14 protein-coding genes are annotated in these 14,306 nt (G+C 60.7%); all 14 read right to left on the bottom strand.

All coding sequences use genetic code 11. The features are described from left to right. Positions 1-105 precede the first annotated feature (105 nt). On the bottom strand, positions 106-372 hold the full coding sequence (locus GT019_RS21450) for a hypothetical protein (protein ID WP_161745237.1): 267 nt from the start codon (positions 370-372) through the stop codon (positions 106-108). A 12-nt stretch (positions 373-384) separates the two neighbouring features. After that, a complete protein-coding gene (rpe, locus tag GT019_RS21445; protein WP_161745236.1) occupies positions 385-1,029 on the bottom strand; it encodes a ribulose-phosphate 3-epimerase in 645 nt (214 codons plus the stop codon). 2 nt (positions 1,030-1,031) lie between these two features. After that, the gene (gene rsgA, locus GT019_RS21440; RefSeq protein ID WP_161745291.1) at positions 1,032-1,967 is read right to left on the bottom strand and encodes a ribosome small subunit-dependent GTPase A; all 936 of its coding nucleotides are present in this window, start codon (positions 1,965-1,967) and stop codon (positions 1,032-1,034) included. Continuing rightward, the gene (pknB, locus tag GT019_RS21435) at positions 1,948-4,143 is read right to left on the bottom strand and encodes a Stk1 family PASTA domain-containing Ser/Thr kinase (protein ID WP_161745235.1); all 2,196 of its coding nucleotides are present in this window, start codon (positions 4,141-4,143) and stop codon (positions 1,948-1,950) included. The genes rsgA and pknB overlap by 20 nt, the downstream gene beginning before the upstream one ends. 5 nt (positions 4,144-4,148) lie before the next feature. Further along, entirely contained in the window at positions 4,149-4,898 is a 750-nt protein-coding gene (locus tag GT019_RS21430) for a Stp1/IreP family PP2C-type Ser/Thr phosphatase (protein WP_161745234.1), read from the bottom strand. Positions 4,899-4,910: 12 nt separating this feature from the next. Further along, entirely contained in the window at positions 4,911-5,957 is a 1,047-nt protein-coding gene (gene rlmN / locus GT019_RS21425) for a 23S rRNA (adenine(2503)-C(2))-methyltransferase RlmN (RefSeq protein WP_161745233.1), read from the bottom strand. 147 nt (positions 5,958-6,104) lie between these two features. Continuing rightward, complete coding sequence (gene rsmB / locus GT019_RS21420; protein ID WP_328804015.1) at positions 6,105-7,658, bottom strand: 16S rRNA (cytosine(967)-C(5))-methyltransferase RsmB; 1,554 nt, start codon at positions 7,656-7,658, stop codon at positions 6,105-6,107. After that, complete coding sequence (fmt, locus tag GT019_RS21415) at positions 7,655-8,602, bottom strand: methionyl-tRNA formyltransferase (RefSeq protein WP_161745231.1); 948 nt, start codon at positions 8,600-8,602, stop codon at positions 7,655-7,657. The genes rsmB and fmt overlap by 4 nt, the downstream gene beginning before the upstream one ends. A gap of 4 nt (positions 8,603-8,606) precedes the next feature. Continuing rightward, positions 8,607-9,092, bottom strand: coding sequence for a peptide deformylase (gene def, locus GT019_RS21410; protein ID WP_161745230.1), 486 nt, complete (start codon positions 9,090-9,092; stop codon positions 8,607-8,609). A gap of 42 nt (positions 9,093-9,134) precedes the next feature. Next, a complete protein-coding gene (gene priA, locus GT019_RS21405; RefSeq protein WP_161745229.1) occupies positions 9,135-11,663 on the bottom strand; it encodes a primosomal protein N' in 2,529 nt (842 codons plus the stop codon). Continuing rightward, positions 11,660-12,880, bottom strand: a complete 1,221-nt coding sequence (coaBC, locus tag GT019_RS21400) for a bifunctional phosphopantothenoylcysteine decarboxylase/phosphopantothenate--cysteine ligase CoaBC (RefSeq protein ID WP_161745228.1) — start codon at positions 12,878-12,880, stop codon at positions 11,660-11,662. The genes priA and coaBC overlap by 4 nt, the downstream gene beginning before the upstream one ends. Before the next feature lie 134 nt (positions 12,881-13,014). Then, complete coding sequence (rpoZ, locus tag GT019_RS21395) at positions 13,015-13,227, bottom strand: DNA-directed RNA polymerase subunit omega (protein WP_161745227.1); 213 nt, start codon at positions 13,225-13,227, stop codon at positions 13,015-13,017. A gap of 16 nt (positions 13,228-13,243) precedes the next feature. Further along, positions 13,244-13,861 carry a guanylate kinase gene (gmk, locus tag GT019_RS21390; protein WP_161745226.1) on the bottom strand — a complete coding sequence of 206 codons (618 nt, stop codon included), beginning with the start codon at positions 13,859-13,861 and terminating at the stop codon, positions 13,244-13,246. A 14-nt stretch (positions 13,862-13,875) separates the two neighbouring features. Beyond that, the gene (remA, locus tag GT019_RS21385) at positions 13,876-14,136 is read right to left on the bottom strand and encodes an extracellular matrix/biofilm regulator RemA (RefSeq protein ID WP_020615370.1); all 261 of its coding nucleotides are present in this window, start codon (positions 14,134-14,136) and stop codon (positions 13,876-13,878) included. Positions 14,137-14,306: the final 170 nt, after the last annotated feature.

Raw genomic sequence — 14,306 nt, 5'->3', positions numbered from 1 at the left:
AAAAGGCTACAGGAACGTTCGTTCATGTAACCATCCTATGCATCGCAAGACTGTCCTATTCCAAACCTCCCGGAGCCGGGGCAACGCCATTTCTCCCGGCGCTGCCTATGCGCCTACGGTCCCATTCCGCGCGGCCGTGATCACCGCGTACACCAGCACGAAAAACAGAAATCCGAGAATCGCCAGCACGACGAACGCGATTCGCGAGCGGAGCGAGGAGAACAGCTTGAAATAATGAATCGCGATGAGAATCGCCAGCAAGGAAAACAACAGGTTCGCCGGACTTTTGACGATCGTGAACACGGTCAGCATCAGCCCGCATCCGGCACTGTACACAAGCAGCAATAACCCTTTCTTCAGACGCTGGCCCATACCGTCCGCCCCTTAACGCAAAGCAGCGATCGCCGCGGCCCTGTCCTTCTCGTTGAAAACGGCATTCCCCGCGACGAATACGTCAGCTCCCGCTTCCCTGATCAGCGGGGCGGTCTCCGCGTTAACGCCGCCGTCCACTTGGATCAGCATGCCTTCGCGTCCGCGTTCCGCGAGCATCGCGCGCGTTTGACGGATCTTGTGCAGCGACTGCGGAATGAATTTCTGGCCGCCGAAGCCGGGATTGACGGTCATGATCAGGATCATGTCGATATCGTCCAGCACGTTCTCCAGCGCGCCGACCGGCGTCGCCGGATTAAGCGCCACCCCCGCGGGCAGGCCGGCTTCCTTGATCTGATGGATAACGCGGTGCAGGTGCGTGCATGCTTCCGCGTGGACGGTGATCCGGTCCGCTCCCGCCGAGACATAGTTCGGTATATGCAGCTCCGGCCGTTCGATCATCAGATGCACGTCGTAGACCAGCTTCGATGCAGGCCTCACGGCTTGAATGATCTGCGGACCGAACGTCAGCGTCGGCACGAAATGGCCGTCCATGACGTCGATATGAATCCAATCCGCGCCGGCACGGTCCACGTCTTGTATTTCTTCTCCGAGCGCCGCGAAATTCGCGGACAGGATCGATGGTGCAATGATAGACATTTTCAGTACCTCCGCTTCTTCTCTTTCATTTCCGCCATGAACAACACGTAGTTGGCATGCCGGCTCGGCGCGATCTCGCCGTTCGCGAGCGCCGCCAGCACCGCGCATTCCGGTTCATGGATATGCGTGCAGCCGCGGAATTTGCAGGAGGAAGACAGCGCCCGCATTTCCTTGAAGCAGCTTCCCAGCTCTTCGATGCCGAGCTCCGCGAAATCGAGCTGGCTGAACCCCGGCGTATCCGCCACGAAGCCGCCGCCGATATCGATCAACTCGACATGCCGCGTCGTATGTTTCCCCCGTCCGAGCCGGTTGCTGATTTCGTTCGTTTCGAGCGTAAGCCCCGGAACGAGGGCGTTCAGGAGCGACGATTTCCCGACGCCGGATTGCCCGGCGAACACCGCCAAATGCCCCTGAAGCCGTTCCTTGAGCGCCGAAGTGCCCGCTCCCCGCTTCGAGCTGGTCACGAGCACTTCATACCCGATCGGCTCATAGATGCGCACGACCTCGTTCATCGCCTGCTCCGCTTCCGCCGATTCCTCGCCGTTTTCCGCCAAATCCTGCTTACTTAAGCATAGTATCGCGTCGATGCCGGCATGCTCGATATGCACAAGAAATTTGTCGAGCAGCTGCAGATTGAGCGCGGGCTCCGTCACGGAGAAGACCAGCACGGCCAGATCCACGTTCGCCACCGGCGGACGGATCAGCTCGGTGCTTCGGGACATGAGCGCGTTGACGGCGCCTTCGCCGTTCTCGGTCTCCTCGAACTCGACGACGTCGCCGACCAGAGGCGATTCGCCCCGTTTCTTGAAGATGCCGCGTCCCCTGCACTGAATGTCCGCCGCTCCCGGAGGCGCATCGAACGGACGCACGTAATAATAGCCGCTGAGCGCCTTGACGATTCGTCCGGACTTCGCGTCCTTATTGCCCGGCTGCGTCATCGGTGTTTGTGTCCGCGTTCGTACTGCCATTCGTTGGATTCTCCTCGGTGTTTGCTGGTAGATCGGCAGGCGGCGGATCCAAGCCCGGCACGTTCTCCGGCGTTGAATCGGCGCCCGATTTCACGTCGTCGTACGTCTTCGAGAACGTATCGGTATCTTGTCCGTCCCGGAAGATCTTGACCCTGGCTTCCGTATTGGGCGCGAGGATGACCTTTACCGGGAACGTCTGCGTATCCTTGATCGTCCGTTTGCCCCAATCGATGTCTTCCCCGGTCGCGTCGGTATACGTAATCCGAATCTCGCTCGATTTGCCCGCCTGCGCCGGCGATATCACGATATTAAAGGTGTATTCCAGCGCGTCGTCCGGCAGGCCGGAGCTGACGGTAAGCGTAATCGCCGCGCCTTTGGCCACCTGCGCGTCGGGATCGTACGGATATTGGGCGACGACCTCGCCGGTCGGCTTGTAGCCCGGTTCGCGGACGATGTCGGCCTCGTTGATGACGAGCCCTTTGGAACGCAGCAGGGCAATGGCTTCGCTTTCCTTCATGCCGATAACCTTCGGCATCTTGAACGTTTCCTTGCCTTGGCTGACCGTGAAGGCGAACTCGGCTTTCTTCGGATCGAACTCGGCGCCCGCCTCCGGCGTCTGATCGAGAATCGTTCCCGGCGGTTCGTCGCTGTAGTCGTCTTTCTTGGAAATACGGTCCTCGCCCACGCCCAGGGCGACGAGCGCGGCGACGGTATCCTCGTAAGACTTGCCGACGTAGCTGTCGGCCTTCTCCAACTTCGGCCCCGTGCTGACGTACAGCTTGATGAACGACCCCACCTTCACCCGTTGGTTGGGCTTCGACTGCTCGTAGACGATGTTTTTGGCAACGCCTTCCTTGTCCATGTATACCGGCGGATCTTCCACCTTCAGACCCGCCTTCTCCAACGTGCTGCGGGCGTCGGTCTCGTTCATGTTGACGACGTATGGCACGTCGACCTCTTCGATGTCGAACCAGCCGAGCACGGTCATGGCGCCCCAATAGACGAGCGCGATCACGATCAGCGTCGAGGCGACCGTCACGACGGGCTTGACCCATCTGCGCCTGCGCTTCTCCTCCATGCCGCTTGCGTCCCAGCGGTCTTCCGGCTCGTCCGGCGCCTCCGCTTCCGCGGCGGCCGCGGAAGCGGTCTGACGAGCGGGGGCTTGCCTCTCCCGCTCGGAGCGATCGGCGATCGGGACCGATTTGTCGGCTCTGCCCGCAATCGTCGAATCGTTCAGCGTGCCCGCGATGCTGCCGCGAATGGCGGGCATGACGCGCGTCTCGTCGAGATCGGGATTATTGAACTCGATTTTGGGCTCCGTCAACCGGTCGGGATGCAGGCAGGTTTCGAGATCCTTCAGCATCTCGGCCGCCGAGCGGTAACGCTCGTTCGGATTTTTGCGCATCGCCTTCAGAATCACGTTCTCGACGCTCTGCGGTATGTACGGATTGAGCTCGCGCGGTTCCTCGAAATTCTCCTGCAGATGCTTCAGCGCGATGCTGATGGGGCTTTCGCCGAGAAACGGCAGCTTGCCCGTAAGCATCTGATAGAGCACGATGCCGAGCGAATACAGATCCGACTTCTCGCCGGTCGCGGTTCCCTTCGCGTGCTCGGGCGAGAAATAATGCACCGAGCCTACCATGGAACCGGTTTGCGTGATCGTCGACGACGTCACCGCGCGCGCGATGCCGAAATCCGTCACCTTCACGCGTCCGTTCTTGCCGATGAGAATATTATGCGGCTTAATATCGCGATGAATGATTTGATTATGATGCGCGTGCTCCAGAGCGTCGCATATCTGGACCGCGATCCTGACCGCTTCCTCGGCCTGCAGCGGCGCGCGTTCCTTAATGATTTCGTTCAAATTGTGGCCTTCGACGTATTCCATGACGATATAGTGCGTATCGTCCTCCTGGCCCACGTCGTAGATGCTGACGACGTTGGGATGCGAAAGTGCCGCCGCGGACTGCGCTTCCCGTCTGAACCGCCGAATGAATTCTTCGTCATGCACGAATTGCTGGCGAAGCACTTTGACCGCGACGAACCGGTTCAGCAGCACGTCATGCGCCTTGTAGACGAGCGCCATGCCGCCGCCGCCGATGCGCGTGATGATTTCGTACCTTCCGCCAAGTTCATGTCCTATCATGTCGATCACCTCTCAAGCTCTGTGTCTTCGGCATGATGCAGCAGCACGACGGTAATATTGTCGTCCCCGCCGGCCTGCAGCGCGAGTTGAACGAGCCTGTCCGCCTTCTGGTCCAAATCCAGCTCGCTTTGCTGCAGCGTCTCGACGATCGCGGCCGCGCTGATCATGCTGGAAAGACCGTCGCTGCAAATCAGCAGCAAGTCGTCCTTCATCCAGGAAATGCCCCTGATGTCGACCTCCACTTGCTCGTCCGTGCCCAACGCCCGCGTCAGGACGTTGCGGCGCGGGTGCCGCTCGGCTTCCTCCGGCGTGATTTGGCCGGATTTGACCAGTTCGTTCACGAGCGTATGGTCTTCCGTCAACTGCGTCAAGCTGCCGTCCCGCCATTGATAGGCGCGGCTGTCCCCGATATGGCCGATGACGCCGTTGTCCTCGGTCAGCAGCGCCGCCACGACCGTCGTGCCCATATTATGGTACTGCTCGTTATTGGATGCCGTGTCGAACACGACTTCATTGGCCTGCAGAATCGCTTGACTGATCAGCGTCCTGCGCTCTTCCAGCGTAAGGGCCTTCGTCGTGCCCTGCAACGCTTCGCGAAACGTATCGACGGCAAGCTTGCTTGCCACGTCGCCAGCCTGGTGGCCGCCCATGCCGTCGGCCACGATGGCAACGACAAGACCGGGTTCCAGTTCCTCGGACCAGCCCCGGTCTTCATTTACGAGTCGAATTCTTCCGATGTCACTCCGCAAAGCCATTTTCAAGACTCATCACCCCGCCGTAGACTCCATATGTTTAGCGCGTAGTTGTCCGCAAGCCGCTGCGATGTCGTGACCCTGTTCTCTGCGGATGGTGGCATTGATTTTGTTTTTCTCCAGTATGCGATGGAACTCGAAAATTTGCTCGCGCGGCGTACGCACGTAATCCCGCTCCGGCACATGGTTGACCGGAATCAGGTTGACGTGGCACAGCATCCCTTTCAGTACCTGCGCCAGCTCTTCCGCGTGCTCGTTCTGGTCGTTCACGCCGCCGATCAAGGCGTATTCGAACGTAATCCGGCGTCCCGTCTTCGCGATGTAATTCCGGCAAGCCTCCATCACTTCCTCGAACGGGAAGCGGCGGTTGACCGGCATCAGCTTGGAGCGAAGCTTGTCGTTGGGCGCATGGATCGAGATCGCCAGATTGATCTGCGTGTTCTCTTCCGCGAACTTGTACATGCTCGGCACGATGCCGCTCGTGGACACCGTGATGTGACGTTGGCCGATGTTGAGGCCCTTCTCATGGATCATGTTGCGAAGGAACGTCATCGTGGCGTCGTAGTTCTCGAACGGCTCGCCGGAGCCCATGATGACGATGCTGGAGACGCGCTCTTCCGTCGCATCGAGCATTTGCTGGGCGACGACGACCTGGGCCACGATCTCGCCGGCGGTCAGATTGCGCTTCAACCCGCCCAGGGTCGAGGCGCAGAACGTGCAGCCGATGCGGCAGCCGACCTGCGTGGTCACGCAGATGCTGTTGCCGTAGCTGTGGCGCATGATGACCGTCTCGATCGCATGGTTGTCGTGCAGGCCGAACAGAAACTTCACCGTGCCGTCCTTGGATTCGAACCGGGTGATCTCGCTGAGCGTGACGAATTGAAAATGGTCGTGCAGTTTTTCCCGAAGCGCCTTGGAAAGGTTGCTCATGTCTTCGAAGCTGTTGACGCGCTTCACGTAGAGCCATTCGAACAGCTGCGTGCCGCGGAATGCGGACTCGCCGTTCTCTTTCATCCAATCTTGCAGCTGCTCCAGCGTATAGTCGTAGATGAACGGTTTCATCGGTTAAACACCTGTTTCTCTGGAAAATGTTTTCATGGGGTCCTTGTAGGCGAACCGCCACCGTTTATTTTACCACAAACGCCCATAGCAGGCCACTTTCGGCCGCTACGGGCGTTTGGGCTTCCTGCGGGCAGTCCGTTCGCGGCATTACGTCGCCAGCCGTTTGAGACGGGCGATGAAAAAGCCGTCGCTGCCGAAATGCTGCGGAAGCAATTGAACCATGCCTTCGAATTCGTCCCCGATGATTCCGTTCGTCCGCAACGGGTGAAGCACGCGCGCGGGCCATTCGGCATCCAGCTCATAGGATTCGTGGCGAGACAAGAATTTCAGTACCTGCTTCTCGTTTTCTTCCTGTTCGATCGTGCAGGTGCTGTAGACGAGCGTTCCCCCGGGACGCACGAGCTTGGCGGCCTCGTCCAGCAGCTCCGCCTGCAGGGAAGCGATCGCGGCGACGTCCGCCTCCGACTTCGTCCACTTGATCTCCGGCTTGCGCCGTATGACGCCGAAGCCGGAGCATGGCGCGTCCAGCAGCACGAGATCGAAGCTTCCGGGCGCGAAACGTTCCGTCAGTTTGCCCGCGTCGCCGACGACGGTAAGCACCGAACTCAGCCCCAGGCGGGCGGCATGTTCGTCAATTAACTGCTGCTTGTGGGGATGGATGTCGTTGGCGACGACCTGCCCCCGGTCTTCCATCAGCTCGGCGAGCTGCGTCGCCTTGCCGCCGGGCGCGGCGCAGCAATCCAGCACGTTCATGCCGGCCTCCGGCGCGCACGCGTCCGCCACGAGCATCGAGCTTTCGTCCTGCAAGGTCCACCAGCCGTCGCGATATCCATCGGATTGAGCAAGGTTGCCGCCGCCGCTGACGACGACGCCTTCCGCCGCAAGCTCGGACGGCTCCGCTTCAAAACCGCTTGCGGCGAGCAGCTCCAGCGCTTTCTCGCGCGACAGCTTCAGCGGGTTGATTCGAAGGCTGGCATGAGGCCGTTCGTTGCCGGAGGCGCAAATTCGTTCGGCGATTTCTTCGCCGTAGCCGTCGATCCAGCGCCTCACCAGCCAATCGGGATACGAATGCGCGATGCCGATTCTCCGCACCGGATCCGCGAGCTCGATCGGCTGCCTGAGCTCGTCCAAGCTGCGCTCCATATTGCGAAGCACGCCGTTGACCATGCCGGAGATGCCGCTGTGTCCGCGCCGCTTCGCGATGACGACGGCCTCGTTGACGGCCGCGTGCGGCGGGATCCGGTCGAGCAGCAGCAGTTGGTAAGCGCTCATGCGAAGCAGCGCCAGCACCCAAGGCGTTAATTTGGCGAATCCTTTCGTGATCAGCGCGTTCAGCCGGTCGTCGAGCAGGCGCTGGTGTTGGATCGTCCCGTACACCAGCTCGGTCGCAAGCCCGGCATCCGCCTTGGAGAGCCCCGCGTCCTGCAGCGCGCGGTTCAGCTGCAAATTGCTGTACGCGCCCGCTTCCATGACGCGCACGAGCGTGTCGAGGGCGACTTCACGAGCCGTCTTGCGCCTTGGCTCCGGCTTGGGCTTCGGCGCCGGTTTGGACGCGGCTCCGGCCCTGAATCCATGCCGCTTGCCCGTTTGTCCGGGCTTCGTCGGCGCCTTTCCCGGCCGCTTGCCGCCTCCGGGAGCCGATTGCTTCGCGCCGGAGGCTTGTCCGTTCGCCGATGGCCCTTTGCCACCGCCGACGCTCACGCTTCCCCTCCGCCGCCGAAGCTCGCGCCCGGCGTCAGCCGCGCGCCTTTCAGCCATTCGGCTGCGCCCATCGCCTTCTTGCCCGCCGGCTGAATGACCGTCAGCAGCAGCGCGCCTTCGCCGGTCTGCACGACGATGCCGTCGTCGGACGCATCGAGCACCGTTCCCGGCTCGTCCGCCGAAGCGCCGCGCTGGATCGGCGAACAGCCCCATACTTTGAACGGTTCGCCGTTCCACAGCGTGAACCCGCCCGCCATCGGCGACAGGCCGCGCACTTGATCGTAGATGCCGCGGGCCGTGCGGCCCCAGTCGATGCGTTCGTCGTCGCGGGTCAAATTCGGCGCGTACGTCGCCTCGTCATGATTTTGCGGCGTTGCCGTCGCGATCCCCGCTTCGATGGCGGGCAGCGTCTCGGCCAGCAGCTTCGCGCCGGCGACGGTCAGCTTCGCGAACAAGGTCCCCGACGTATCGTCATCGGCAATCGGCACTTCCACCACGCTGATCATGTCGCCGGTATCGAGGCCTTCGGCCATATACATGATGGTGACGCCGGTCTTCGTCTCGCCGTTCATGATGGCGCGCTGGATCGGCGCCCCGCCCCGATAGCGCGGCAGCAACGAGCCGTGCACGTTGATGCAGCCGAGCCGCGGCACGTCGAGCACGGCCTTGGGCAAAATCTGCCCGTACGCCGCGGTGACGATGAGATCCGGCTTCAACGCGGCAATGCGGTCGACCGTTTCGGATTTGCGAAGCCGCTCCGGCTGCGCGGTCTCGAGGCCGCGAAGAAGCGCCGCTTCCTTGACCGGAGGCGGCGTCAACGTTTTTTTTCGGCCTTTCGGACGGTCAGGCTGGGTGACGACCAACTCGACCGTATGCCCAGCTTCCAGGATCGCTTCCAGGGATGGCACGGCGAATTCCGGCGTGCCCATGAATACGATGCGCATCGACTCACTCACCGTCCTGGCGCGGGCGATTGCTGATGTCGTAGATCGATTCCGCGATATCCGTAAACAGCACCCCGTTCAAATGGTCGATTTCATGCTGAAACGCGCGGGCCAGAAATTCGCTCGCTTCCAGCTCGATCGGCGCGCCGTTGCGGTCAAAGCCTTTGACCTTGATATGCAGCGCGCGGCGAACGTCGCCGTTCAATTTGGCGATGCTCAGGCAGCCTTCCGGTCCGAGCTGCTCGCCCGACGCTTCCACGATCTCGGGATTGACCATTTCGATCAATCCGCGATCATCCCCCACGTCGACCACGATCACGCGCTTGGAAATGCCGACCTGCGGCGCGGCCAAGCCGACGCCGTCGGCATCGTACATCGTTTCCGCCATATCGTTCAGCAATTTATGCAAATTGGCATTGAATTTCGTCACTTCGATCGCCCGCTCCCGAAGCACCGGATCCGGATCCTGCACGATTAATCGAATTGCCATAAAAAGAAACCTCCCAGTTTATACCAGCTCTATGGGTATACGTTATAATATCACTTGCGGATCGACGTCCACGCTCATCGTGACGGGCGGCTGCCCGTTCGTCCCGGAAAGCAGCGAAATCGCTTGTTTCAACAGGTCCGAAGCGCCGACATTTCCCCGATATTTTATCATACATTGAAAACGATAGCGATCTTTCATCCGCGGGATCGGCGAGGCGACGGGCCCTAAAATGTCGATAAACCGGCTGCCGTCCCCGTCGTCGGAGCTCTTCACCCCGGCCGCCCGCGCGAGATCGCGAAGCGTCGAAGCGAGCTTCTCCCCCTCCGAGATCAGCAAGGCCAACTGCTCATGCGAGAGGGTCACGAGAATCAGCCTGCAAAACGGCGGATACGCCATAAACCGGCGGTGCTTCAGCTCCTCCTGCACGAAGGACGAATAATCGTGATGCTGCGAGCTCACGATGGCATAGTGCTCGGGATTGTACGTCTGCACGACGACTTCGCCCGGCAGCTCGTGCCTTCCCGCGCGGCCCGCGACCTGCGTCAGCAGCTGGAACGTCTTCTCCGCCGCGCGAAAGTCGGGCAGATGCAGGGACGTATCCGCGGCAATGACGCCCACTAACGTAACATATGGAAAATCGAGCCCTTTGGCGACCATCTGCGTGCCGAGCAGCACGTCCGCTTCGCGGTTGCCGAACTGCGTCAGCCACTTCTCGTGCGAGCCCTTCTCCGTCGTCGTGTCCACGTCCATGCGAATGACGCGGATGCCCGGAAACAGCTTGGCGAGTTCCTCTTCGACCCGCTGCGTGCCGGTTCCGAAGAACCGGATATGCTCGCTCTCGCAGGAGGGGCACACTTCCGGCGCTTGCTCGGCATGTCCGCAGTAATGGCAGCGAAGGGCTTTCGATTTCTGATGGTAGGTGAGCGAGATGTCGCAGTGCGGACATTGCGCGGTATAGCCGCAGGAGCGGCACATCACGAACGTGGAATATCCCCTGCGGTTCAGCAGCAGCACGGATTGCTCGCCCCGTTCGAGCCGCAGCAGCAGCGCTTCGTGCAGCTGCCGGCTGAACATCGACCGGTTGCCGCCCTTCAGTTCATCCCGCATGTCGATCAGATGGACCTTCGGCAGCGGTCTGCCTCCGACCCGGTCCGGCATGGGCAGCAGCGTCGCGCCGCGCTTGACCGACGGGGACGCGTTGCCGTCCGCCTCTTGGCCCCGCGAAGCGGAAGCCGCCACGAACGATTCCAGCGACGGAGTCGCCGAGCCCAGCACGACGAGCGCGTTATGCTGCCTCGCCCGCCAGACGGCCACGTCCCGCGCGTGGTACTTGGGACTCTCTTCTTGCTTGTACGACGATTCGTGCTCCTCGTCGATGATGATAAGGCCGATCCGTTTGAACGGAGCAAATACGGCCGACCTCGCGCCGACCGTGACTTGCGCGCGCCCTTCGCGGATCTTGCGCCATTCGTCGTAACGCTCGCCGCTCGACAGCCGGCTGTGCATGACGGCGACGGAATCGCCGAACCGGCCCTTGAACCGTTCCACCATCTGCGGCGTCAGGGCGATTTCCGGCACGAGCACGATCGCTTGGCGTTCATCCTTCAAGCAGCGTTCGATGGCCTGCAGGTATACTTCCGTTTTGCCGCTGCCCGTAACGCCATGAAGCAGGAAGACCCGCGACGATTCGTTATCGAGCGCCTCCGCCAGTTCGTCGTACACGGCCTGCTGCCCCTCCGTCAGGCTGAGCGGCTCCGTCCGCCGAAAGCCGCGTCCCGCATACGGATCGCGCTGCTGCACCGTTTCGCGGATCAAGATCCAGCCCTTTTCTTCGGCCCCGCGGATCGTCCCCGTCGTCATCGACAGCGCTTGCGCCAGCGCGGCAAGCGGAATCGGCTCACGATGCTCGAGCATATAGCGCGCCACTTCCTGCTGCTTCGCCGCCCTAGATGATGCAGCCGCAATCGACGCCTCGGCTTCCGCCGGATTCTCCGGAGGGAACACCGTCAACACCTTGCGGACCGCCAGCCGGTCTCGGATCGATACCCGTTCCTCCAGCGTGCCGCGCTGAATCGCCGCCTTGATGCTCGCCGCGGCACCAGGAAAACGCTCCTGCAGCAGGGCCAAACGAACCTCGCCGCCGCTTTGGCGGACGTAATGCAGCCAAGGCTCATCCGCGACTTCGATCAATCTGCCGTCGCTTGCTTCGGCTTCTTCGGCCAGCGTCACGACGGAATCCGCCTTGCCTTTCAAGGCCGACGGAATCATCGCCTGCAGCGCCGTCGTTAAAGCGCAGCAGTATTTATCGCTGATCCACTGCGCCAGCTCCACGAGATCGGGCGACAGCGGCGGCAGATGATCCAGCAGCTCGGCGATCGGCTTCAGCTTCTTGCTGTCCACTTCCGCGAACGGCACGATCGCGATGACGAACCCTTGCAGGACGCGCCCGGCGAACGGCACGCCGACGCGGCTGCCGACCTCCACCCAGCCGCTCATGGCATCCGGGATGCCATAATCGAACGGCCGATCCGTCGCGCGGCTCGGTACGTCCACGATGACTCTGGCGATCATTCCGCGGCCTCCTTGGCCGCTTTTTCCCGCATCCGCAGCACGATCCGCGAAAGCAGGCGCTCCGCCACTTCCCGCTTATGCAGCATGGGCAGCGACTCGATCAAGCCTTCTTCGCCGAACACCTCCACGACGTTCGTGTCGCCGTTGAAGCCCGCACCGTCCCGGGACACGTCGTTCGCGACGACGAGGTCGCAGTTTTTCCTGGCGAGCTTGTCCATGGCGTACTGCGCCAGCTGTTCCGTCTCCGCGGCAAAGCCGACGAGAAATTGATGCGTCTTGCGCTCGCCGAGCGTCTTCAGGATATCCGTCGTCCGTTCAAGCTCGATGACGAGCCGCTCGTCGCTTTTCTTGATCTTGGCGGCTGCCTGCGCGACCGGCTGGTAGTCGGCGACGGCTGCCGCCTTGATGACCAGATCGGCGGAATCGTAGCGCTCCAGCACCGCTTCCAGCATCTGTTCCGCCGATTCCACGCGCACGAGCTTGACGCCTTCGATCGGCGGCGCCGTGGTCCTGGCCGCGATCAAGGTCACGTCCGCGCCGCGGTTCGCCGCGGCTTCCGCCAGGGCAAAGCCCATTTTGCCGGATGAATCGTTGGTCAAGTACCGGACGGGATCAAGGCGCTCGACGGTACCGCCGGCCGTCACGAGCACGCGCTTGCCCGCGAGTTCCGTCCGCGACGCGAACCACTGCTCCACGGCAAACACGATCTCTTCCGGCTCCGCCAAACGGCCTTTGCCGACATACCCGCAGGCGAGCAGCCCCGTTCCCGGTTCCACGAAACGAACGCCGCGCTCCGCGAGCAGGCGCATGTTCCGTTCCACGGCGGGATGCGCGTACATATGCACGTTCATTGCCGGCGCCACGATCACTTGAGCCGTCGCCGCCAACAGGGTCGTGCTCAGAAAATCGTCCGCGAGCCCGTTTGCCATCTTGCCCAGGATGTTCGCCGTCGCCGGAGCGACCAGGACCAGATCCGCGCTGTCCGCCGCGTCGATGTGCGCCACGACCGACGGATCGAATTCGTCGAACGTGTCGAGATAGACGGAATGCCGCGATAAAACCTGAAGCGTTATCGGCGCGATGAACTTGGTCGCCGATTCCGTCATGATGACGCGCACCTTCGCGCCCGCCTGCGTAAGCCTGCTGCAGATCGTCGCCGCCTTATAAGCCGCTATGCCGCCGGAAATCCCAAGCAGAATCGTTTTGCCTTGAAGCATGGCCGTCTCTCCTCTCAATCTCATGTTTGCGTCGCGCGCCCGACCTTCCGGTCGGATGAATACCGCCCGCCGCTCAGCGCCAAATCTGTCTGGGATTAAAAAAATAACAACCGCGAGGGTTGTTATTCAGTCCTTCATTCGTCTTTCTTGTTCAGCGTGCTCTCGACCACCAGGATATCCTGGTAGATCTCCTCCAGCGCAATGCCGACGTATTTGTGCGACTTCGGATTGCGAATCTCGCTCTTGCCTCCGTCACGAAGTTTGCGCGCACGACGCGAGGCCGCGACGACAAGCGAATACTTGCTGTCCACTTTCTTCATCATTTCATCGATCGATGGATACAACAACGTTCCTTCACCCCACTCATGCTTTCTCGGAAGCTTCCTTCACTTCTTCGAGTTCTTCGATAAATCGCTCTCTGCGGCAATGTTCCGCGACGATGATGCTTTGAATGCGGTGGCATGCGGCATCGATCTGATCGTTCACGACGGCATAATCGTAATAATGAATCAAATTCATCTCTTCCACCGCCACGTTCATCCGGTGGTCGATAATATCGGCATTCTCCGTACCGCGGCCCGTAATCCGCTGTTTGAGCACGTCAAGAGACGGCGGTACCAAGAAGATAAACACGCCTTGAGGGAATTTTTCTTTTACTTTGAGCGCGCCCTGCACTTCGATCTCAAGAATGATGTCCTTGCCCGAAGCGAGCGTACGCTCGACGAAATCGCGCGGCGTTCCGTAATAATTCCCGACGTACTCCGCGTACTCCAGAAGCGCGTCGCGCGCGATCATGTCCTGAAACTGTTCCTTGCTCTTGAAAAAATAATTGATGCCGTCGATTTCCCCTTGGCGAGGAGCGCGCGTCGTGGCCGATACGGAATAAACCAAATCGTTCTGCTTATGCCGAAGCTCGGAACAGACCGTTCCCTTGCCTACGCCGGAAGGACCGGACAATACAATCAACAATCCTCTTTTCATATGACTCCCCGTTACTATTCGTCGTGATCGTCATCCTTAGTCGATAGACGATGCGCAACCGTTTCCGGCTGTACTGCGGATAAAATGACGTGGTCGCTGTCCGTGATGATCACGGCGCGGGTGCGACGTCCGTATGTCGCGTCGATCAGCATGTGCCGGTCGCGCGCTTCTTGAATGATCCGTTTGATCGGCGCCGATTCCGGGCTCACGATCGAAATGATCCGATTGGCTGAAACGATGTTGCCGAAACCGATATTGATGAGTTTGATGGCCATGGTTATGTTCCCCTCCGGTATCTCTCGTGCATGATTATGAATAGTACACGATATATCGATAAGCGCAAGAATGATGAAAACTGCGAGAGGCAGAATATTGCACTATTCTTGACGAAAAAAGTCCGGAGCATACGTTCGACCAGCCGAACGCCTATGCGACGGCAAGGGAT

The sequence above is a fragment of the Paenibacillus glycinis genome (assembly GCF_009909185.1).
GTDB lineage: Bacteria > Bacillota > Bacilli > Paenibacillales > Paenibacillaceae > Paenibacillus_Z > Paenibacillus_Z glycinis.
Note: the sequence above shows the minus strand (reverse complement) of the source record. Positions and strands in the feature narration are given on the sequence as shown.

Bases quoted from the DNA above. Each gene is read 5' to 3' on its own strand.
- GT019_RS21450 (WP_161745237.1), bottom strand. From the start codon at position 372: ATGGGCCAGCGTCTGAAGAAAGGGTTATTGCTGCTTGTGTACAGTGCC.
- rpe (WP_161745236.1), bottom strand. From the start codon at position 1,029: ATGTCTATCATTGCACCATCGATCCTGTCCGCGAATTTCGCGGCGCTC.
- rsgA (WP_161745291.1), bottom strand. From the start codon at position 1,967: ATGACGCAGCCGGGCAATAAGGACGCGAAGTCCGGACGAATCGTCAAG.
- pknB (WP_161745235.1), bottom strand. From the start codon at position 4,143: ATGATAGGACATGAACTTGGCGGAAGGTACGAAATCATCACGCGCATC.
- GT019_RS21430 (WP_161745234.1), bottom strand. From the start codon at position 4,898: ATGGCTTTGCGGAGTGACATCGGAAGAATTCGACTCGTAAATGAAGAC.
- rlmN (WP_161745233.1), bottom strand. From the start codon at position 5,957: ATGAAACCGTTCATCTACGACTATACGCTGGAGCAGCTGCAAGATTGG.
- fmt (WP_161745231.1), bottom strand. From the start codon at position 8,602: ATGCGCATCGTATTCATGGGCACGCCGGAATTCGCCGTGCCATCCCTG.
- def (WP_161745230.1), bottom strand. From the start codon at position 9,092: ATGGCAATTCGATTAATCGTGCAGGATCCGGATCCGGTGCTTCGGGAG.
- priA (WP_161745229.1), bottom strand. From the start codon at position 11,663: ATGATCGCCAGAGTCATCGTGGACGTACCGAGCCGCGCGACGGATCGG.
- coaBC (WP_161745228.1), bottom strand. From the start codon at position 12,880: ATGCTTCAAGGCAAAACGATTCTGCTTGGGATTTCCGGCGGCATAGCG.
- gmk (WP_161745226.1), bottom strand. From the start codon at position 13,861: ATGAAAAGAGGATTGTTGATTGTATTGTCCGGTCCTTCCGGCGTAGGC.
- remA (WP_020615370.1), bottom strand. From the start codon at position 14,136: ATGGCCATCAAACTCATCAATATCGGTTTCGGCAACATCGTTTCAGCC.